General features: G+C 64.4%; 28 protein-coding genes. 12 read left to right on the top strand and 16 right to left on the bottom strand.

Annotated elements, in window-relative coordinates:
• Positions 1-7 precede the first annotated feature (7 nt).
• From speD to ACFWVD_RS06445, 4 genes are all read left to right on the top strand, one after another.
• Positions 8-1,210 (top strand): adenosylmethionine decarboxylase, encoded by a 1,203-nt coding sequence (gene speD, locus ACFWVD_RS06460; RefSeq protein ID WP_379240905.1) that lies wholly within the window; start codon positions 8-10, stop codon positions 1,208-1,210.
• Positions 1,211-1,319: 109 nt separating this feature from the next.
• The gene (locus ACFWVD_RS06455) at positions 1,320-1,901 is read left to right on the top strand and encodes a hypothetical protein (protein ID WP_379240904.1); all 582 of its coding nucleotides are present in this window, start codon (positions 1,320-1,322) and stop codon (positions 1,899-1,901) included.
• The gene (locus ACFWVD_RS06450; RefSeq protein WP_379240903.1) at positions 1,831-2,028 is read left to right on the top strand and encodes a pentapeptide repeat-containing protein; all 198 of its coding nucleotides are present in this window, start codon (positions 1,831-1,833) and stop codon (positions 2,026-2,028) included. The genes ACFWVD_RS06455 and ACFWVD_RS06450 overlap by 71 nt, the downstream gene beginning before the upstream one ends.
• 34 nt (positions 2,029-2,062) lie before the next feature.
• Entirely contained in the window at positions 2,063-2,728 is a 666-nt protein-coding gene (locus ACFWVD_RS06445) for a Fic family protein (RefSeq protein WP_379240902.1), read from the top strand.
• A 108-nt stretch (positions 2,729-2,836) separates the two neighbouring features.
• Here ACFWVD_RS06445 and ACFWVD_RS06440 read toward each other — a convergent pair whose 3' ends face one another.
• From ACFWVD_RS06440 to ACFWVD_RS06425, 4 genes are all read right to left on the bottom strand, one after another.
• Positions 2,837-3,049 (bottom strand): 4-oxalocrotonate tautomerase family protein, encoded by a 213-nt coding sequence (locus tag ACFWVD_RS06440; protein ID WP_379240901.1) that lies wholly within the window; start codon positions 3,047-3,049, stop codon positions 2,837-2,839.
• Between the two features lie 97 nt (positions 3,050-3,146).
• Entirely contained in the window at positions 3,147-3,887 is a 741-nt protein-coding gene (locus ACFWVD_RS06435) for an SDR family NAD(P)-dependent oxidoreductase (RefSeq protein WP_379240900.1), read from the bottom strand.
• An 80-nt stretch (positions 3,888-3,967) separates the two neighbouring features.
• The gene (locus ACFWVD_RS06430; RefSeq protein WP_379240899.1) at positions 3,968-4,558 is read right to left on the bottom strand and encodes a TetR family transcriptional regulator C-terminal domain-containing protein; all 591 of its coding nucleotides are present in this window, start codon (positions 4,556-4,558) and stop codon (positions 3,968-3,970) included.
• A 67-nt stretch (positions 4,559-4,625) separates the two neighbouring features.
• A complete protein-coding gene (locus ACFWVD_RS06425) occupies positions 4,626-5,123 on the bottom strand; it encodes a GNAT family N-acetyltransferase (RefSeq protein ID WP_379240898.1) in 498 nt (165 codons plus the stop codon).
• Positions 5,124-5,331: 208 nt separating this feature from the next.
• Here ACFWVD_RS06425 and ACFWVD_RS06420 point away from each other — a divergent pair, with 208 nt between their 5' ends.
• Together ACFWVD_RS06420 and ACFWVD_RS06415 are read left to right on the top strand one after the other, a co-directional pair.
• Entirely contained in the window at positions 5,332-5,916 is a 585-nt protein-coding gene (locus ACFWVD_RS06420) for a DUF5134 domain-containing protein (protein WP_379240897.1), read from the top strand.
• A 58-nt stretch (positions 5,917-5,974) separates the two neighbouring features.
• Entirely contained in the window at positions 5,975-7,186 is a 1,212-nt protein-coding gene (locus ACFWVD_RS06415; protein WP_379240896.1) for a hypothetical protein, read from the top strand.
• Here ACFWVD_RS06415 and ACFWVD_RS06410 read toward each other — a convergent pair.
• From ACFWVD_RS06410 to ACFWVD_RS06400, 3 genes are all read right to left on the bottom strand, one after another.
• A complete protein-coding gene (locus ACFWVD_RS06410) occupies positions 7,183-7,884 on the bottom strand; it encodes a PhzF family phenazine biosynthesis protein (protein WP_379240895.1) in 702 nt (233 codons plus the stop codon). The genes ACFWVD_RS06415 and ACFWVD_RS06410 overlap by 4 nt on opposite strands.
• A gap of 102 nt (positions 7,885-7,986) precedes the next feature.
• Positions 7,987-8,526 carry a carboxymuconolactone decarboxylase family protein gene (locus ACFWVD_RS06405; protein WP_379240894.1) on the bottom strand — a complete coding sequence of 180 codons (540 nt, stop codon included), beginning with the start codon at positions 8,524-8,526 and terminating at the stop codon, positions 7,987-7,989.
• 35 nt (positions 8,527-8,561) lie between these two features.
• Positions 8,562-9,149: a peroxiredoxin gene (locus tag ACFWVD_RS06400; protein ID WP_379240893.1), complete on the bottom strand. Its 588-nt coding sequence runs from the start codon at positions 9,147-9,149 to the stop codon at positions 8,562-8,564.
• A 92-nt stretch (positions 9,150-9,241) separates the two neighbouring features.
• Between ACFWVD_RS06400 and ACFWVD_RS06395 the strand changes: the two genes are divergently transcribed.
• From ACFWVD_RS06395 to ACFWVD_RS06375, 5 genes are all read left to right on the top strand, one after another.
• Positions 9,242-10,150, top strand: a complete 909-nt coding sequence (locus ACFWVD_RS06395) for a hydrogen peroxide-inducible genes activator (RefSeq protein ID WP_379240891.1) — start codon at positions 9,242-9,244, stop codon at positions 10,148-10,150.
• Between the two features lie 106 nt (positions 10,151-10,256).
• The gene (locus ACFWVD_RS06390) at positions 10,257-10,850 is read left to right on the top strand and encodes a biotin transporter BioY (RefSeq protein WP_379240890.1); all 594 of its coding nucleotides are present in this window, start codon (positions 10,257-10,259) and stop codon (positions 10,848-10,850) included.
• Positions 10,851-10,862: 12 nt separating this feature from the next.
• Entirely contained in the window at positions 10,863-11,543 is a 681-nt protein-coding gene (locus ACFWVD_RS06385; RefSeq protein WP_379240889.1) for an energy-coupling factor ABC transporter ATP-binding protein, read from the top strand.
• Complete coding sequence (locus ACFWVD_RS06380) at positions 11,540-12,142, top strand: energy-coupling factor transporter transmembrane component T family protein (RefSeq protein ID WP_379240888.1); 603 nt, start codon at positions 11,540-11,542, stop codon at positions 12,140-12,142. Before ACFWVD_RS06385 ends, ACFWVD_RS06380 begins: the two co-directional genes overlap by 4 nt.
• A gap of 73 nt (positions 12,143-12,215) precedes the next feature.
• Positions 12,216-12,767, top strand: a complete 552-nt coding sequence (locus ACFWVD_RS06375) for a hypothetical protein (protein ID WP_379240887.1) — start codon at positions 12,216-12,218, stop codon at positions 12,765-12,767.
• 15 nt (positions 12,768-12,782) lie between these two features.
• On the opposite strand, the gene ACFWVD_RS06370 is transcribed toward ACFWVD_RS06375, so the two are convergent.
• The 9 genes from ACFWVD_RS06370 to ACFWVD_RS06330 all read right to left on the bottom strand — a co-directional run bounded on the left by ACFWVD_RS06370 (position 12,783) and on the right by ACFWVD_RS06330 (position 18,310).
• A complete protein-coding gene (locus tag ACFWVD_RS06370; RefSeq protein WP_379240886.1) occupies positions 12,783-13,535 on the bottom strand; it encodes an ESX secretion-associated protein EspG in 753 nt (250 codons plus the stop codon).
• On the bottom strand, positions 13,522-14,826 hold the full coding sequence (locus ACFWVD_RS06365; protein WP_379240884.1) for a hypothetical protein: 1,305 nt from the start codon (positions 14,824-14,826) through the stop codon (positions 13,522-13,524). Before ACFWVD_RS06365 ends, ACFWVD_RS06370 begins: the two co-directional genes overlap by 14 nt.
• Positions 14,823-15,203: a hypothetical protein gene (locus ACFWVD_RS06360; RefSeq protein WP_379240883.1), complete on the bottom strand. Its 381-nt coding sequence runs from the start codon at positions 15,201-15,203 to the stop codon at positions 14,823-14,825. The genes ACFWVD_RS06365 and ACFWVD_RS06360 overlap by 4 nt, the downstream gene beginning before the upstream one ends.
• A 13-nt stretch (positions 15,204-15,216) precedes the next feature.
• Complete coding sequence (locus ACFWVD_RS06355; protein ID WP_379241000.1) at positions 15,217-15,774, bottom strand: DUF3558 domain-containing protein; 558 nt, start codon at positions 15,772-15,774, stop codon at positions 15,217-15,219.
• Positions 15,775-15,896: 122 nt separating this feature from the next.
• Positions 15,897-16,250 carry a hypothetical protein gene (locus ACFWVD_RS06350; protein ID WP_379240882.1) on the bottom strand — a complete coding sequence of 118 codons (354 nt, stop codon included), beginning with the start codon at positions 16,248-16,250 and terminating at the stop codon, positions 15,897-15,899.
• A gap of 307 nt (positions 16,251-16,557) precedes the next feature.
• Positions 16,558-17,319 carry a hypothetical protein gene (locus tag ACFWVD_RS06345; RefSeq protein WP_379240880.1) on the bottom strand — a complete coding sequence of 254 codons (762 nt, stop codon included), beginning with the start codon at positions 17,317-17,319 and terminating at the stop codon, positions 16,558-16,560.
• A gap of 5 nt (positions 17,320-17,324) precedes the next feature.
• Positions 17,325-17,642 carry a hypothetical protein gene (locus tag ACFWVD_RS06340; protein WP_379240879.1) on the bottom strand — a complete coding sequence of 106 codons (318 nt, stop codon included), beginning with the start codon at positions 17,640-17,642 and terminating at the stop codon, positions 17,325-17,327.
• Positions 17,643-17,939, bottom strand: a complete 297-nt coding sequence (locus tag ACFWVD_RS06335; protein WP_379240877.1) for a hypothetical protein — start codon at positions 17,937-17,939, stop codon at positions 17,643-17,645. It lies immediately after the preceding gene.
• Positions 17,936-18,310, bottom strand: a complete 375-nt coding sequence (locus ACFWVD_RS06330) for a hypothetical protein (RefSeq protein ID WP_379240876.1) — start codon at positions 18,308-18,310, stop codon at positions 17,936-17,938. The genes ACFWVD_RS06335 and ACFWVD_RS06330 overlap by 4 nt, the downstream gene beginning before the upstream one ends.
• A 520-nt stretch (positions 18,311-18,830) precedes the next feature.
• Between ACFWVD_RS06330 and ACFWVD_RS06325 the strand changes: the two genes are divergently transcribed.
• A complete protein-coding gene (locus tag ACFWVD_RS06325; RefSeq protein ID WP_379240999.1) occupies positions 18,831-19,178 on the top strand; it encodes a type II toxin-antitoxin system HicB family antitoxin in 348 nt (115 codons plus the stop codon).
• Positions 19,179-19,251: the final 73 nt, after the last annotated feature.

The following is a 19,251-nucleotide window of genomic DNA, read 5'->3' as shown; positions in this document are numbered from 1 at the left end:
GTTTGCCATGACGGCGGATTTCACCGGTTGGCATGTGCTGGCCGAGTTCGGTGGCGTCGACACCGCCCTGTGCGACGACCTCGAACGACTCGAATCGGCGTTGCGTGATTCGCTGCTCGCGGCGGGCGTCACCATCTGCGAAGTCGTCCATAAAAAGTTCGATCCGCAGGGGGTGACCGTCCTCGCGCTGTTGGCGGAGTCTCACGCCTCGATTCATACCTATCCGGAGTCCGGCGACATCTTCGTCGACGTGTTCACCTGCGGCAGCATCGGCGCGGGCGCGACGAAGGCAGTCGAACTGCTGCGAGACAAGTTGTCCCCCACCACCGTTCGGATGCAGACGGTGCAGCGTGGGCACGGTGCCGAGAAGATCTACGAACCGGTGGGCGACGGCCTGACCCGGATCTGGGATCTGCACGAGGTGATCGTGGACACCAACACCCCGTACCAGCACATGGTGATCGCGCGCACCGATCAGGGCATCTCTCTGTTCTCCGACGACGATCGCCAGTCCACCGAGTTCTCCCAGATCACCTACCACGAGGCCATGATGGTCCCGGCGTTCGTGCTCGCGGAGAAGCTGGATCGGGTGCTGATCATCGGTTCCGGTGAGGGTGTGGCGTCGCAGATGTCGGTGGCGGCCGGGGCGACCCTGGTCGACCATGTCGACATCGATCAGCGCGAAGTGGAGCTGTGCGCCGAGCACCTGCCCTACGGCTACACCACCGAAGAGCTGACCGCCGCTGTGAAGCACGAGGGCCCGATCCACGTGCACTACGCCGACGGCTGGGATTTCCTGGCGAAGGCGCAGGAGGCGGGCACCCGCTACGACGTGATCGTGATCGATCTGCCCGACGAGCGCGTCGAGGATGCCCAGCACAACCGCCTGTACGAGTCGGAATTCCTGTCCCGATGTAAGGCCCTGCTGGCCCCCGGCGGCGTGCTGACCGCCCAGGCCGGTTGCGCGACCATGTGGCGCAACGAAACGCTGAAGCGGTCCTGGGGCCGGTTCACCGAGCAGTTCGCCACCGTGGTCCCCTACGGTTCCGACGAGCACGAGTGGACCTTCCTGTTCGGCCTGAACGAGAAGATCGACGACCCGGTGCGTGGCATGCGCGACCGTCTCGCGCTGCTGCCCTACCGGGCCGAGACGATCGACGCGCGTGCGTTGGAGCGTGGCGCGATCGAGCCGTACGCGTTGCGGCGCTAGGCAATACCGCAACGGACCGGAACGCTGTACGGCGTCCCGGTCCGTTGTCGTTTCGGCCTGCGCTCGATTTCGCCGTGCTCGGGCCGGCGATGTTTGGCAGGATGCGAGGGTGCTGGACCCCTCGAATTCGCCCCTGCCGCAGACACCCTCGTCGGAAACCGGCTCGATGCCGGTCTGTCGACCGTCACCCCATCGCCCCCGCTTGGACGCGCTGTCCGCCGCGGGCATCCCCGCGCTCGCGGAAATGTTCACCGCCGCACCGGAAACCGTCGACTTCACCCACCTGACCGGCGACCTGGTGATGCGAACGTTCCCCGTCCCCGGCACCCGAGTCCTGGGCGCGTTGATGAGACGCCCCGGCTACTTCTGGGTAGCGAAGTCTTTTCGTCACGTGGACGGTGGGATGGCATACGGACACAACGTCTTACGTCTACTCGGCGGCATGCGAGCCCTGAATTTCGTTGCGACGGTGGGCGAGTCCGCATTCGACGGCCGAGCAGTCGTACGCTTGGACTACGCCGATCCCCGCGTGGGCACACCCGGCCCCCTGCGTAGGGTCTACGACGAACTGCGCGAGGTCGAGCCGGGCCTGTGGCTGGGGCCCACCTACCGGAAAAAGCGTGGCGGGAATCTGTCATCGATGGGCTGGTTCGCGCTCGACGCCTCGGTCGAATTCGACGGCCCGCTCTGAACCGATCGTCAGATTCGCGCCGTTGTCCGGGACGAATCTCACTGGCGCAAATTTGACCGGGGCCAACCTCGCCGGAATCATTCACGATGCCAGAACCGTTCGGCCGACAGACTTCACACCAGCGTGACCTGCCCGATCGCTAGCCGACCAAGGAGTGCATCGTGACTCGCATCGACGTCGTCGACCTCGCCGGAGTGGTGTACTCCTCGGGCAAGGTCTTCGACGGCCTCTCCACCGGCCGCCTCGACACCGAGAACTTCCTGCGCTCCGGCAGCCTCGAAGGCGTCACGTCGCGATCCGACCTCGCACTGCTCGAGGATCTGCGCGACGCGGCGCAGTTCATCATCGACAACCTCGGCGGCCCCGTCGACGCGGCCTTCGTCCGAGCCGTCAATCAGCAGCTCACCCGTAGTGCCGCGCTGCACCCCGGCAAACTCAGGACCGCCGACCAACAGATCGGCGTCAAGACCAGGTACGGCCGCCACGAACCCGCCGCCATGACCGACCAAGACTTGCAACGCCTTCTCGACCGCACGACGTGCAGTGACGACGTGACCGAGAACGCGCTGGACGTGTTTGTCGAGCTCTCGAAGGCCCAGCCTTTCGAAGACGGCAACAAGCGCACGGCCATCTTCGTCGCGAACAAGCTGCTGCTCGACGCGGATACGGAGATGCTGCTGGTTGTCCCCGTCGACGAGGACGATCCGAGCCTGTCGGACCAGTTCAACGACCGTCTCGCCCTGGCATATATCCGCGACGAGCGCGACGGTGTGAAGGAACTCCTTCGCTCCCACGGACTCACAGCCCTCGACGATCGACGTAGGTAGGCATCGCGGCCCGGATGGTTCCGGCCGCCGGTGGTGCAAGGCCGGTTTTTCGAGGTTCGAAACCAGCGGAGCCGGTGAGCCGGGCACGTGTCCCGGCTCACCGAGCGTCTAATCCTGTGCCGCGTGCTTGGCGCGGAACTCCGCCACGTTCAGCCCACCCACACCCCAATCCGTCAGCGGCACTTCGTCGATGACCACGAAGGTGAGGTTGGGGTCCTTGCCGAGCACGTCGAACAGCAGATCGGTGACGCCCTTGATGAGCTGCGCCTTCTGCTCGACGGTGACCCCTTCATCGGTGACCTTGATATTCACGTACGGCATGGTGTGTCCTTTCGCGGTGGGTGCAGCTACTTCAGAATGAGCCAGGTTCGATGTGCTGCGGGTCCGAACCCGTTGTGTACGAATCGATCTCGTAAAATCAGGCTGCTCGGCCGGAGATGAAGCCGCCGTCGACGGGCAGGATGTGCCCGGTGGTGAACTGCGCGTCGGCCAGATGCAGTACCGCGGCGGTGGTTTCGGCGACTTCGCCCAGGCGACCCAGCAGGGCGAGGGCGCCGAACGCGGTTTCGTCGGCATCTGCCAGCAGGGGTGTGCGCACGAAGCCGGGCGCGACGGCGTTGACGCGGATTCCGTCCGCGGACAGTTCGGCGGCCAGGCTGGTGGTCAGCGCGTGCACCGCGCCCTTGCTGGCCAGCGGCGCGGACGCGGGGATGGCCGCGAGGGCGTGGGTGACCAGCACGGTGCCGATATTGACGATGCTGCCGCCGTCGCCCTGCTCGCGCAGTCGGCGGACCACCGCCTGCGTGGTGAAGAACGTGCCCTTGAGGTTGCCGTCGAGGTAGCCGGTCAGTTCTTCGTCGGTGACCTCGGTGAAGGGCTTGGCCGCGAAGGTGCCCGCGTTGTTGACCAACACGTCCACCCGACCGAACCGTTGCACGGCCGCGGTCACCAACGCCGAACCCGTTGCGGGCGAGCCGATATCGCCGACGACGACGGCGATGCGCTCGGGGGCGCCCAGTTCGGCGGCCACCGCGGCGAGCTTGTCCGGATCGCGCCCGTTGAGCACGACATTGTCGCCCCGCGCGACGAAGGCACGGGCGATATCGCGCCCGATCCCACTGGAGGATCCGGTCACGATGACCGTCTTGATGGTGGACATAATCGTCTTCCCTCTCATTTGATACGACCGGTCGTCTTGGAATGGACAGCAGACGACCCGGGCGCTCCACCCGACCCGGATCAGGGCCGGAAGTAGTCGTCCAGCAGACGTTTCAGGCATTTGTGCAGCGGTTCGACGGTGCGCTGCAGTTTCATCCGGATCACGGCGCCCTCCCACGATTCGAGCAGCAGGTCGGCGAGGTCGACCGCGTCGATATCGTCGCGCACCGAACCGGCGGTCTGTGCGGCACGCAGGGCGCCCGCGACACCGTCGCGCCAGCCGGTCCAGGCGGTCGACAGTTCTTCGCGCAGTACGTCACTGCCCTCGAGCTCGGCGGCGAGATTGGCGAGCAGGCAGCCACCCGTGAAGTCGGTGCGCACGAACTCGGCGGTCTGACGTTCGAAGAAGGTGCGCACGCCTACCAGGGGGTCGTCGGTGGAGCCGAAGGCGTCGGCGAGGTTGCGCTGGATGCACAGGGCGTGATGCTCGATCACCGATTGCGCGAACGTCTCTTTGCTGTCGAAGTAGTTGTAGAACGAGCCTTTCGGCACGCCGACCTTGTCGAGCACTTGCTTGATGCCGGTGCCGTGATAGCCGTGGGACAGCAGATCGGCCGCGCCCTCCTCGATGAGAAGGGCTCGCGTGTCGTCGCTGCGCCGTGGTCGTGCCATGCGGGCAACTATACGACCGGTCGTCTACTTATGGCAACCGCGCGTGGCGGAGACGTCAGCGAGGAGGTCAGCAGCGTTCCAGGTCCAGGGTGAAGAACTGGCTCAGCGGGTCGAGGCGGTAGCTGCCGAACGGTCCGCATTCGGTGAACCCGTGACGCAGGTAGAGGCGGCGAGCGGGGGCGAACAAGTCTTCGGTGCCGGTTTCCAGGCTCAGGCGGCGGTAACCCCGTTCGCGGGCTACCGCGACCAGGTGGGTGAGGACGGTGGCGGCGACGCCACGGCCGGTGTGGTCGGCGGCGGTGCGCATGGACTTGATCTCGGCGTGTTCGGGGTCGAGTTCTTTCATTGCGCCGCAGCCGACGAGGTCGTCGCCGGACCACGCGCTCCACACGGTGATCGCGGGATCGCGCAGGGCGGTGAGGTCGAGGGCGTGCATGCTCTCGGCGGGCGAGGCCGCCGACATTTCCGCGTGGTGGGCGGCCAGCAGGGCGCGGATCTGCGGGCCGGACAGGTCGTCGGGCGTCACGCGTAGTTGATCGATGGCACCGGGCTGGTTGATGGTCATCGGTCCATCTTCTACGGCGAGGGCCGTCGCGTCGCGATCCGGGTCGGTCCGCCGACCGAGGTTGTGCGGGTCGGTTCACCGACCGACGCGGCGCGGACGCTCAGCGAACACGCCGCAATCGGTGACGGGGTCGTGCGGAAACGGTGCGGGGGTGCGACCGTCGATGCGAGCATGGTGGGGCGAGTGTCGACTCGAAAGTGGTGGGGCCATGGGCGATTTCGTGCAGGAGTACGCGGTGGTGCGGTGGCCGGTGGTCGCCGCGTTCGTGGTGGCGTCGCTGATCGTGGCGACCCGGCTGACCAGGCGATTACCGGTTTCTCATCGGGTCGACACGGCCTCGGACAGTGCGCACCTGCTCATGTGTCTGGTGATGTTGGCCATGCTGGTGTTCCCCGCCGCGGCCGACCCGCACGCGATGCGCGGGGTGCTCACCGCGCTCACGGTCGCGTTCGCGATCCTGTCGGCCGAACGCGCCGTGCAGTGGCGTTCGGGCTCGCCACCCGACGGCGTGTCGGCGCTGGGCTATCACACCGTCGCGGCCGCGGCGATGCTCTACGCGATGACCGGACACGGATCCGTGCACGAGCAGGGCGTCGCGACCTGGCCCGCCGTCGCGCTGGCGGTGTTGTTCGGCGTGGACGCGCTGCTCACGCTCGGTATCGCCGGTCACCGACCACGCTGGCACCGGGCCCTGCACCCCGCCGGAACCCACCCGCTGACCTCGGCGCTGGTGCCCCATGTGGTGATGGATATCGGGACGGCGTTCATGCTGATCGCCGCGATCGGCCGGTGAATACCGATCCACAACCGCTCGCGCTGCGAATTGCCTTTGTGCGGGCAGGAATTCGACGATGAGTGGGCAGCGCGGTCCCCAACCGACGCCAGGGGTTCGCGGTGCGGGCTCTCGCGTGCCCGAGATCGCCGCGGGGCCGGACGATCGCGAGCAGATGCGGGAGTTGTACCGAGCCACCGGTGCCGCCGCGTTCGGGTTGGCGCTGCGGGTGTTGCACCGTCGTGGTGCTGCCGAAGATGTTGTCCGCGAGGGGTATCGACGTGTGCGGGCCGCACAGTGGATCGTCGACGACGACCCGATTGCTGACGACTACGGTTCCCTGCCTATCGAATCGCGTTCTGCCGCACCGGCATCCGGCTCTCGCGCCGTCGAATCCGAGAACCAGTTTCGAACGGACCAGTCCTCGCTCCCGGACCTGGGCACCCCGTGGGGCCGTTCGGCATTCGCCGCGTCCGGACCTCGCTCCGACCTGGTCGACTACACCAACACCTCACTGGACGTCACCTTCGGCCGCGGCGTCATCTACACCCCGGACGGTGCCCGCTTGGTCGACCACGTCGAACCGGAACGCCCCGCACCCGAACGCACCGAGCCCGACCAGATCCCGAGCTCCGACGGCACCCCCGATCCCTACTCTGAACCGACCGAGACCGACCTCGACACCCCCTCCATCCCCGCCGACCAATCCTGGCTCCTGGCCCAAATCCACCGCCTGGCCATCCAACGCCTGCGCCTGGACCGCCGCGGCGACGACATCCCCTGGCTGGCCGCCGCGGCCCGTCTGGGCTTCGAAGACCCCCTCGACAGCCGCTGCGAAGTCTTCGTACTCGCCTACTACGGCGGCCGCACCTACCGCGCGATCAGCCGCGAGCTGGGCTTACGCGTCCCGATGGTCACCAGATTGCTGGCCGAAAGTATCGAGCGGCTGGCCGAACAGCGCATCGATCGCTGGACCGCGCAGCAACAGTGGTCCCCGCCCGGTTCGGTGCTGTCACTGGCCGACGCGTACGCACTGGACGCCGTGGCCGAACTCGAACATCACCACATCGAGAGCAAACTCACCCCGAACAGCGTGTCCCAGTTCGCCACTCGCGTGCGCGGCGTGCACGAGGTGCTGGCCTTACTGGCCGCCGACGACCAACACACCCCGCCCCGCAACCTCGAAACCCGCATCCTCGCCGACCTGGGCACCGACGCGCCACCACGGCGCGGCCACTGGACGACCCGCCCGCCGTGGCTGCGCCGCTTCGGTGTCCAACCCGACGGTTAGAGCACCACCACGTGGTCTTCGACGACCCGCCCGCCCAGGCGAACCCAGCCGTCGGAATCCCACTCCGTGTACAACTGCGAACCCTGGCCCTGCGTGATGATCAGTCCGCGCCGCAACTGCGCGGTCAGCGCGACCGCCGCTGCCCCGGTCGCCTCGTCTTCGGCGATGTCCATCGCGGGCGCGAACATCCGCGACCGCAGCGCACCGCGCGACTCGTCGGTCCAGGCCCAGAAGTAATGCTGGCCCTCGGTGTAGTCGCCGGGTGACAACGCCGCGAGCTGTTCTACCGAATCCAGTTGCTGGAAGGTGAATTTCGGCGCCCACTCCGCACGCGCGGTGATCCAGGTCAGACCATCGGACTGGGTGACAGCGACCGCACCGGCGGGCACGTTCAACGTGTGCACCGGCGTGCGCTGCACGTCCAGCCACCAGGCCGTGCCGACGGTCGGATGGCCGGCGAAGGGCAGTTCCACCGCGGGTGTGTAGATGCGAACGTCGGCGACGCCGTCGACGGGATCGGAGACCACCGTGGTCTCGCTGAAACCCAGGCGAGCGGCGAGCAACTGCTTGTCCAACGCGACCACATCACCGGCGCGGGCGACCCCCAGCGCATTGCCGAGGTTGCCGGCCGGGTCGGTGAACACTCGGACGACCTCAACCTGAATGTCCGGGGCATCGGGCACATCATGTGCATTCATGATCGAAAGCCTACCGGCCCCGCAAGCGGCATTGACGGACCCGCCGACGAGAAACGGCCCCGACCCGGACAATCCGGATCGAGGCCGTACCACGAGGGGAAATCAGACGGCAGCCGAAGCCAGCGCCTCGGTCGACGCGACCGCCTGGCCCACACCGGCCACGATCGCCGCCGCGCGCAGCGCTTCGAAGATCACCTCGCGCGACACATCGGCCTCGCGCAGCGTCTTCTCGTGCGCCTCGAGGCAGTGCGCGCACCCGTTGATCGAGGAGACCGCGAACGACCACAGCTCGAAATCGGCCTTGTCCACGCCGGGGTTGCCGATGATGTTCATCCGCAGACCCGCACGCAGGTCGTCGTAACGACCGTCCAGGAACGCCTTGCCCCGGTAGAACACGTTGTTCATGCCCATGATCGAGGCGGCACCCAGCGCGGCGTCGTACGCCTCCGCGGACAGCACATCGGCGGCCTCTTCGGCGATCTCGCGCAGCGTCGTGGCCGACCGGGTCGCGGCGGCCGACGCCAGCAGAGTGCCCCACAGTTGCTGCTCGGACAGCACCGTGGTGCGGGCCAGCGAGGACAGGTTGAGCTTGAGGTCCTTGGCGTACTCGGGGAGAGAGTTCTTCAGGTTCTCGATGCTCATATCAGTGGGGCTCCTTCAGATGTTCGATGGGTGAATCAGACGCTGGCGGTGAGCAACTCGCCCGCGTTGATGGTCGGGTCGCCCTTCTTCCAGTTGCAGGCACACAGCTCGTCGGACTGCAGGGCGTCCAGCACGCGCAGCACCTCGTCGACGTTGCGGCCGACCGATCCGGCGGTCACCGAGACGAACTGCACCTCGTTGTTGGGGTCGACGATGAAGGTCGCGCGGTCGGCGACACCGTCGGCGTTGAGCACGCCGGTGGCGGCGGCCAGTTCACGCTTGAGGTCCGACAGCATCGGGAACGGCAGGGTCTTGAGCTCGTCGTGCTGCGCACGCCACTGGAAGTGCACGAACTCGTTGTCCACCGAGGCACCGAGGACCTGGGCGTCACGGTCGGAGAACTCCTCGTTCAGCTTGCCGAACGCGGCGATCTCGGTGGGGCACACGAAGGTGAAGTCCTTGGGCCAGAAGAACACGATGCGCCACTTGCCCGCGTGATCGTCGCTGGTGATCTGGGTGAAGTAATCGTCGGGCTGCTGCGCGTCGACCTTCGACAGGTCGCCGCCGATGACGGCCTTGAGGTTGTATGCCGGGAACTGGTCGCCGATGGTCAGCAGAGCCATGCGTTCGTCTCCTCATTCGTGGTGTGGATTCGTTGTGCTTGATCGCAGCCTACTAAAAGGAAAAGCCGATTGTTACCCGTACACTGATAGGTGTGAGTGATCAGACTTATCAGCCAACCCTGTCGCAGCTGCGTGCGTTCGTGGCCGTGGCCGAATACCGGCATTTCGGCACCGCCGCGGCCCGGCTATCTGTGAGCCAACCCACGTTGTCGCAGGCACTGGCATCACTGGAAAACGGGCTCGGGCTGCAGTTGATCGAGCGCAGCACCCGTCGAGTGCTGGTCACCGCCGCCGGATCCCGGCTGCTGCCGCAGGCCATGGCAACCCTGGAAGCCGCCGACCGCTTCGTCGCCACGGCCACCGGTGACACCCTCGGCGGCACGCTGCGACTGGGCATCATCCCCACCGTCGCGCCGTACGTGCTGCCGGAGCTGCTGCCCGAATTGCGCGCCAAACTGCCCGGCGTCGTGCCGCATGTGGTGGAGGATCAGACCTCCCGACTGCTGGACGGACTGCGCACCGGCGTGCTCGATGTCGCGGTACTGGCGCTGCCCACCGAGACGAGCGGGCTGCTCGAAATACCGCTCTACAGTGAGGAATTCGTGCTGGTAACCCCGCGCGGGCACGCGCTGGCCGGACGCACCGACCTGTCCGCGCCCGAGCTGACCGACTTGCCGCTGCTGCTGCTGGACGAAGGGCACTGCCTGCGCGATCAGACCCTTGACCTGTGCCGTTCGGCCGATGTGTACCCCGGCGCGGTCGGCGACACCCGCGCCGCGTCGCTGACCACGGTCGTGCAGTGTGTGGCGGGCGGGCTGGGTGTGACGCTGATTCCGGAGATGGCGGTGCCGTCGGAAACCGCGCGCGGCACCCTGGACACCGCGCGCTTCGCCGCGCCCGCGCCGGGCCGCACGGTGGGACTGGTGTTCCGGTCGTCGTCGGCGCGGGCTGCCGACTACGAGTTCTTGGCCGCGGTCATCCGCTCCAAGCGACCCTTCTGACGCGCCCGCTCTTCGGCGCCGCGGGAGTGAGCGCGTCTCCCCTTCCGCCCGTGCGCTCGCGCAGCTCGCCTGCTATTTTGAACGTCGTTCAATTCTGCTGTGAAGGATGGCTGCCGTGCCCGAAGTCGAGAACTCCCCGAAGCGGGCCACCCTGTTCACCGCAAGGGATCTGGCGCAGATCGCGGTGTTCGCGGCCCTGATCGCGGCGCTGGGACTGCCCGGCGCGATCACCGTCGGGTTCAGCGGCGTGCCGATCACCCTGCAGACGCTGGGCGTGATCCTCACCGGCGCGATCCTGGGCGCGCGCAAGGGCACCGCCGCGGTCGCGGTGTTCATCGCGCTGACCATGATCGGCCTGCCCCTGCTGTCCGGCGGCCGCACCGGCCTGACCGCACTGGCCTCGCCGACCGCCGGCTACCTGACCGGTTGGATCCCGGCGACACTGGTCATCGGCTTGCTCACCGCACTGATCCTGCCGAAGTACCCGCTGTGGCTCGGCCTGCTGATCAACGCACTGGGCGGCATCGTGGTCATCTACCTGTTCGGAACCGCGGGCCTGCTGCTGCGCACCGATCTCGGTGTGTGGGCGGCGGTGTCGACCAACTTCGCGTTCGTGCCCGGCGACCTGGCCAAGGTCGTGGTCGCCACGGTGGTCGCCAAGGGCGTGCACCGCGCGTATCCCGGACTGATCCGTGCGTAATCGGCGCCTGTCGTGAGCGAGATCGTCGTCGACGCGGTCGGTCACCACTTCGGTGACCGCACCGTGCTGCGCGATATCTCGCTGCGCATCACCGAGCGTCGGGTGGGGTTCATCGGCGCCAACGGGTCGGGGAAATCGACGCTGGCCCGGATGCTCAACGGGTTGTTGAAACCGTCGACCGGCACCGTCACCGTCGACGGGCTCGACGTCGCCCGCAAGGGCGCGCAGGTGCGGCGCAAGGTCGGGTTCGTGTTCACCGACCCCGACACGCAGATCGTGATGCCGACGGTCGCCGAGGATCTGGCGTTCTCGCTGCGGCGCAGGGGACTAAGCAAGGCCGAGATCGCGGAACGCGTGCAGCGAATGCTGGACCGCTTCGGCCTGGCCGCACACCCCGACCATCCCGCGCACCTACTGTCCGGCGGCCAGAAACAACTCCTCGCGATCGGTTCCGCGCTGATTCGCGAACCCGAGGTGATCGTCGCGGACGAACCGACAACCCTGCTCGACCTGCGCAACGCACGCCGGGTGTCCGAGGCACTGAACTCCCTCGATCAGCAGGTGATCGTGGTGACCCACCAACTCGGACTGCTCGACGGTTTCGATCGAGTCGTGGTGTTGGACAACGGCTCTGTCGTCTTCGACGGCCCACCCGCCGAGGCGATCGACGCGTATCGGCAACTCATCGAATGATCGGCCTCTACTGCCCCGGCAACTCGCTGCTGCACCGAATGCCCGCCGGGGCGAAGCTGGCGCTGTTGGTGGTCGCGATCCTCGCGATGACGGTGTTCGTGCGCACCCCGGTGGCAGTGGTTGTCACGGTGGCGCTCGTGGCGAGTTCGTTTGCGCTGGCACGCATTTCCTGGCGAGTGGCCTTCGCCCAGATCCGCCCGGTGCTGTGGATGACAGCGATCATCGGCGCATTCCAACTACTCACCACCTCGCCCGCGCGGGCGGTTGTGGTGTGCGGAGTACTGCTGGTCTCAGTCGCTCTCGCCGCGCTGGTCACTGTGACCACACGAGTCACCGACATGCTCGACGCCCTGACCCGCGCATTGAACCCACTGCGCCGCATCGGCGTTAACCCAGAGCGCGTGAGTCTACTTCTCGCACTGGCTATTCGGTGCGTACCCCTGCTGACGCAGATCGTCCACGACGTCGGCGAGGCGCGACGAGCACGAGGCGTCTCCTGGTCCACGACAGCGTTGGTCACGCCAGTGCTGGTACGCGCCTTGCGGACCGCCGACGCGATGGGCGAAGCCCTGGCCGCGCGTGGGGTCGACGACGACTGACTCAATCGCGCCGCTGGCCGCCCGACGCGTCCAGGTCATCGCTCAACGCCCGACTTCGCACTACGGTCAGGTCATGAACCCTGACTGGGAGGAACCTGCTGCGCAGTTGTTGTTGGCCGCGTCGATCCAGCGCTGGAAGGAGGTTCATCATGAATTGGGTCAGGCCGACTACGACGTGATCGCCGCTGTCGATGTCCTCCATAAGCAAGGAGCCGACGACGAGGTGATTCGGGCGGAGTTCGCCGAAACAGCATTGGCCGACGACTTAGATCTGATCCTCGGGTTGGTCCGTATGCGCGACGAGGTCGCGACCATCCTATCCGAGGCCGGTCTCACGGTCACCACGCCCGATGACACCGAGGAATTATGGGTCGACATCGTCGGACTCCCTCACCGTATGGTCGGGCTGCGGCATGGCCCCGGATCTACCGAAGCGGAGGTCGCGGACCTTCATGAGCTGACCCGACAGGTAGCCAATCGCGCCGTGCCTGTCCTCTACAGCAGTGGTTTCGTGCTGGCATCGACCGTCGGCCATGCGACAGTGCCGCTGACCGAGAGCGCAGCGATCGATGCGTTCTCCACCAGCACTGCCGAATTCGGTGTTGTGCGCCAGCACTCGGTCTGAAGGCTTCCCGACTAGTCAGTCTAGGTTTGAGTGCTGGCGCTGTGCGCGGTGGAGCATCGCGCGAATACCGGCGGTCATGCGAGCGCTGTCGAGCGGTTCGGCGATGATTGGGTCACCGGTGCGGACGTAGTAACGACCGTCGGGATAGTCCATCCACCAGAACGTACGCACCGACGCCGACGGCCGCGCGTCGAGCGCACCGCCTGCGTATGCGGCAATCTCGCCATACGCGGACCGTGGACGTCCGAACATCAGATCGAGCTGGTCGACGGCGCTCAACGCACCGACGCGGAACTCGAAGTACTCGTCTTCTGCGGCAATCCGCTCGCGGCGAACTTCGATCGGCGCTCGGGTGCCAGGCTCGCGCGCGGGTAGCGTGGCGACCGCGGAATCGGCAACTTCATCGGCAGTTCCGTAGCTGAGCACCACAGCGCCACCATTGTCACCGGACGGCCCTGGTTCCTGGTCGAGCGTGGCCCCTACCGTGTCACGGATCGCGCCGTAGAACCGGATGATCCGGGAGTTATCGTGCCCAGCAAAACCTTTCGACTCGATCCGGGCCGCAGGATTGACCAGCGTGTCGAGGGCACGCTCAATCGATGGGTCGTACTTTGCGAGCAGGCTTTCCACCGCGCGTTCACGATCCTGCTTCAGTTCATAGAAGTCACTGGTCGCGGGGCGGAATCGGAGTGGATAAGGCAGACGATCGCGGCCATACGCAGACCAGAGGATCTGAAACTCCTGCGCGGAGAACCTAGCTTTGTGCACGGTCCGGCTTCCCACCGATCACTGGGATTACTGTCTCGACCTCGTTGATTCCGGTAAGTCGATCACCGTTGTCCTGGTTGATCAGGTAATCAGGAATGCCCTTACCCTCGGATTCGTCCTGACCGCGACCCGCACCAGGTGCACCCATACCGCCCATGCCCGACATCCCCGCTCGGCCCGTTGCCGCCGCCGCGGAACGGGCTCCCGACGCTGCAGCGCGGTCACTCGTCGGTGTGCCCGGCTGCGCACGACCCGCAGTGGGCGCACCTCCGGCACCGTCGCGTCCTGCTCCCGGAGCACCGCCTCCGCCGCGCCCTACACCCGGCGTGGCAACCAAAGGTGTCGTTGCGGTGGGACTCTGGGCTGTAGGCGTGGCGGCTGACGGTACGCCTGTTTGAGCGGGGGTGGTGGTCGAAGGAGACGCCGATGATGCTGCAGACGTTTCGTCCTTCGACGCCAATTCGGGCGAGTTCGACGGTGATTCGTCGACCTCATTGTCTGGTGCAGCGGTCTCCGGCGTACTGCCCGTCTCGGGTGTCCCACCATCCGCCCCGTGTTCGCTGCTCGCGCCACCAGGATCTCCGCCGGTCTTGCCACCCCGATCGCCACCCACAACAGCCTGGTCGCCCCCACCGTCTGCAATCTTCGGTGCGGCTGGCATGAACGGAACGCCGGTATCGGACTGGACCGCGACCTGGCTGTAAACAGTACGCAAGATCCGCCGCGACTCTTCCTCCGCCTCCACGGTGGTGTAATCGTCCATCTTCAGATCTCCGTCAGCGGGCAACGTCTTTCCAGTGTTGCTGGGGCGCACAGTGATTCCGGGCATCAGTGCCTGAGTCTGCTCGAGACCCGTCCGCATCTCAGCGAGCTTCAGACTTACCGCGAGCGCCGCTGCGGGCAGCGTGCTCGACTGTTTCGCATAGTTGGTCACGGCGGAAACGACAGCCGTTGCCGCCTCGCCTGACCAACCGTCCTTCTCGTTGACCGTGGCCTCGAACGCCTTGTTGAACGTGGTGAGCGATGTCGACAGATCCTGACAGATCGTGTCCCACACCTCCGACGCGTCGTTCACGATACTTGGCTTCATCGCCGATACCGCGTTCTGCATCTCGGTCAGAGACATGCCATCGAACCCGTCTGGAACAGTGAGCTTATTCGGCTGCGTCTCACCACCGCCGAAGATCGATGAGAACTGGGCGAGATTCTGCATCAGGTAGATTCCGCTGCGTTCTTGGTTCCACTGCTCCTGTGCAGCGATCACCTTGTCTCGATATTCCTCGTAGGTCATCCGTTTCCCCCGAGACCGTCAAATTGACCTGCGTTGTAATCGTCTTGGGCTTTGTAGTTCGCGACGGCCTTGAGGACAGCCTCTTTTGCTGCCGTTACGGCCTCAATGTGCTGACGGATCGCGTCGTCGAGAGACCGATCACCGCCGACTGCGGTCAACGAGAATTTTTTCTCGAGCACTTGACTGGAGCTGAATGTGCCAAAGCCGGTGATGTTCTCGACCTGTCTGGACTTCTTGAGCACGTTCTCCAGCACATCGATGTGGTCGTCGCATACCTTCGCAAGGTTTTGGCCAACGTCTGGGTGTATCGAAAGCTCTCCTGCCGCAGCTCGGGTATTCAGCCGCTGCCATTCTGACGGATCAATATTGAACGACACCTAGCCCCCTAGATTATTTTGGCAGCCCGGAAACCAAAGCCTCAGCTACACGCCGAACTTCCGCACACGGGTCAGGAACTTTGTCACGCGCACTGTGTCGGACCAAGACGTCGAAATCGATAAGCCCGAAGCTCGCGTCAGTTGCGATCGAGCACGAATAGTCACGACTTGAGCCCAGTGTTCGGTATTGCAGCGCGGGGCGGTCGCCCAACTTCGTATCAACAAACTCGCCTCGGTCGGAGCGCTGCCTTAGCTCTGCCGGAGTGTGGTTCGTCGAGTACACCGTCAACGAGTAGGTCTTCTTTGCGTCGTCCCACCCGCACACCTTCCAATCCTCGAAGTCGACGCCGGCTACGTCCTTCTCCTTAGTCGAGGTGTTGAGGCCCGCTGCGGACACCGCAGAATCGGCCAGCAGACAGGGGTCCCAGAGGCTTGCGTCCGCATCAACGCTCGTTGTTGCCGCAACAGTGGTGCTCGACTGCGCCGTACGAGTCAGTTCCGGGTCACTACATCCGCCGACCAGGACACCCACGGCAGCGAGAGCTGGGATGGCGTTCCGCCATGACCACATGAACTTTCCCCCTCTGTGTGACCGGCGCACCGGGACTACTGAATCTTCGTCCTGTGCAGCAGCTTTGAGCGTACTCGCGTTCATCACATCGACCTCCTCGACCGAGCTGCGGCTAGAGCCTGCTAGCCGATGTCGTTGACGATCGGCTCGAGATTCGTAGCCACTGCGCGAGCAATTGCCTCGGCCGCATTGTGGACACCCGACACCAGCTCGGACGAGGGGGATCCATCATCCATCCCGCTCGCACCAAAGTCGTCACCGCTGGCACCGACCCTGACGACCAGGTTGCTCGAGCGGAAGGTGACCGTCGTCTTGGCCGAACTCAGGCTGGAATCATCGACCACGTATCCCTCGTCTCCAATTCCAGCAACCGCCTTGGCCGCTGAAACCTTGGGTTTGCCAGTGGCTGCGTCGCGCGAGATCTGGAAGCTTTCCTCCGCACCCGATACCCCAGAGTCATACAGCTTGAACGACACATTGATCGATCGCGTGATAGGCGTTCCCGGCGGTCCATGAGTGACGCTGGCAGCAAGGAAGTGGACATCGCATCCGTAATCCCGAGCACCAGAAGTGGGAGGGAGCTCGTCAAGGTTCACCCGAGAAAGCTCCACATTTTTGTATATCGAGCCAGCGTAATCCGAGATCGAAGAGGCAGTGAACTTCGACAGTGCGACACAGGATTTCGGGGTTCGATCAAACCGGGCGATTTCCGATGATCCATCGTTGCTACACGCAGCAAGAGCGACACCACACGCAACCACTAGCGGTAGACGGATCGAATTCCTATTCACCGAATGCCTTTCCAGTAGGCTTTCGCGGCTGCCATGCGCCCTTATCGAGCGCGGCCGGGGCTATTCCCGATTGCACGGGAATGGCGGCGGCTTCATTCTTAATACCATTGATAACCGTGACGACCTGATCTCGAAAATCGATGACCGCCTGCACTTTCGCGCTGGCCAGTTCTACGAACTTCGAAATCGTCTTTGTCACTGTCGCAACAACACCAGTTGGATCGAATTTTAGGAGGTCATCAGCGTATGAAATAAGACCTCCGGTGGTCTCGACAACAATCTGGGCGTATTCACTGATAAGCTTAATTGCCTCCTTGTAGTTCATCATAATAATAGAACGGAGTTCGTCAACCTTCGTCGCCATGTTCTTAATGGAATCGCGGATCGCATTCGTCGTCGTGACGACGCGCTCGACATAGGCTACTGCAGCCTCTCGCGCCCCGCCGTTCCAACGTGCACCCAGCTCGTCCTTGGCCGTCAAGAGCCCAATATTGTTGGTACCGCTGCCGTCCACAGCCGACGTCAGTTCCTGCACGGCACTTTGCCAGGCGGTAGTGGTTTCAGAGGCCTCATTAGGATTTCCTAACATCGCCTGAATGCCATCGATCAGTTCACGGACTCCCGGCACCCCAATCCGCTCGGCAGTTGTAACGAGCGTGCCCGCCGCACCCCATGGAAAGATCAACTCCTCGGGCAGCTTGCCTGGGTTGTGATCAGCTGGGACGGGATACCCTTTTGTTGTCCTGCTTCCCATAGCGCTCAGTACCCCAGAGTCTCGTTGATGTAACCAAACTTGCGATAATAGTCATCATCCATGCCCTCAAAGTGCGTTGCGCACGCATGGATTCCATCTGCGGCGGATTGAACTGTCGCGGCGCTGTCCTTCAGTTTATTACTGACATTCAGGCTCATATCATTGAAGTGTTGGACGATATCTCGGCCAAGCGCACCCAGAGCCAGTGGCGAAAGCCGATGCTCGCCAACACGCGCAGCAGACGTGGTGTAATGAACCGAGCAATCCCCGATCTCGCGGGCCTGCATCCTCAATGCCTGCGGACATACACTCAGGTCGGTCACTTAATCTCCCCCTGTCCTGCTACTGAGCGCGCTATTCACGGTTTGCAAAATCAGCGCGACTATCTGACTCTCATTCGATTGAGATACTTCGTAGGCGTCGAGCTGGATATCGAACAGCTGGCCGACGCCATCAATCGTCAGTGAGCCGTACTCTGCGTCAACATATGCGTCAACAATCGGGACAGTATGTCGCTGCTGGTGAGGCAGTGACTCCCCTCGCTTAACCCTGCCGACCGTGCGGTCAAAATTTCTGTTCAGCTCTTGCGTCAATGCGTATAATTCATCGAAATCGGTCACTCTTTGAGATCCTTCAGAAGTTCGAATGCTTCAGGGAATTCTTCCGCCAGAGCCTTGATCGACTGATCAACCGCTTCTTTCCGTGCGTTGTTAATCGCCTCTACGATCCCTTGGCACGCCAGGTCTATGTCGTCGGCGAGGAGCCAGGCTGGTCGGCTGAGGTCGCCGAATCCTTGCTTCATCCGAATGTCGCGGACGGTCTGCCCGTCGCCGCTCACGACTGCCATCACCCGTCGGTCGTTCGAGTACCCGGTGAACGACTCGCGCGACGCCGTCGAGACCGCGCGCGAAGCCCGGGCCCGAAACGTGTCGAGTTGGTCATGGATCTGGTCCAGCAGCTCGCCGAGTTCCTCGCGATGCATGATCGTCATCTGGCCGCCTCCCCGTGCGCTGGATCCCGGACACCGCTTGTCGCCGCCCGGCCGACGCCGGGTGGAGGTTACCTGCCGCCCCAGGGGTGCTGTCAACACCTCCGACAACACGATTGCCACTGCACAGACTCTGCCCCTCCACGTCCGAAATGAACCAATCATCGATCCGCCCCCAGGACCAGCAAGAACGACACCTCGTCCGACCGGAGGCAATCGGTGCGCTGTGTGATCGCGGACCGATCAGGACTGAATGCTGTTGGTGGCGGCCAATTTCAGTCACCGGTCGACATTGCCGAGTCGGTGCAGCGCTCCGCCATGTTGACTGGCGTCCCCACCATCGGCCAGGCGATTGCGTTGCCGAGGGAGCCTTTGCCCACGCCGACCACAGTCGGCACCGACCCCGGGTGCCTCGACTGGCAACCACGACGTCGCATAGTGGCTACCCAGTATCACGGGCGATACCATTTACTTTGACACAGGTCGACAAGTTGCACGATGGAGCCGGAGGAGGGTGTCTGAGATGTACGACCGCAACCACCTACCCGACCCTGCCCACTACGCCTATCGAGTCCTGTGGTCGGCCGAGGATGAAGAGTTCGTCGCCCAGTGCGTCGAGTTCCCCTCGCTGTCCTGGGTCGCGCCCACCCAATCCCAAGCCCTCGATGGAATGCGCGAGTTGGTGGCCGACACCATCAAGGATCTTGCGGTGAACGACGAGCCGATCCCCGTGCCGCTGGCCGAACAGAATTACAGCGGGAAATTTATCGTTCGGACGACCTCGGAACTGCACGCGCGCTTGGTGCGCGAAGCCAAGGAGGCCAAGGTGTCCCTGAATCAGCTGCTGAATCAGCGTCTTTCGGCACGTTGATCTAAGCGGCCCGAACACTGAACGACACCGGGCCCGCCGGCGAGTTTCGCTGGCGGGCCCGGTGCGTGGATGA

Origin of the sequence: Nocardia sp. NPDC058666 (genome assembly GCF_042714895.1) — a bacterium.
Lineage (GTDB): Bacteria > Actinomycetota > Actinomycetes > Mycobacteriales > Mycobacteriaceae > Nocardia.
The sequence above is the reverse complement of the archived record's forward strand: the minus strand, read 5'-3'. Positions and strand labels throughout refer to the sequence as shown.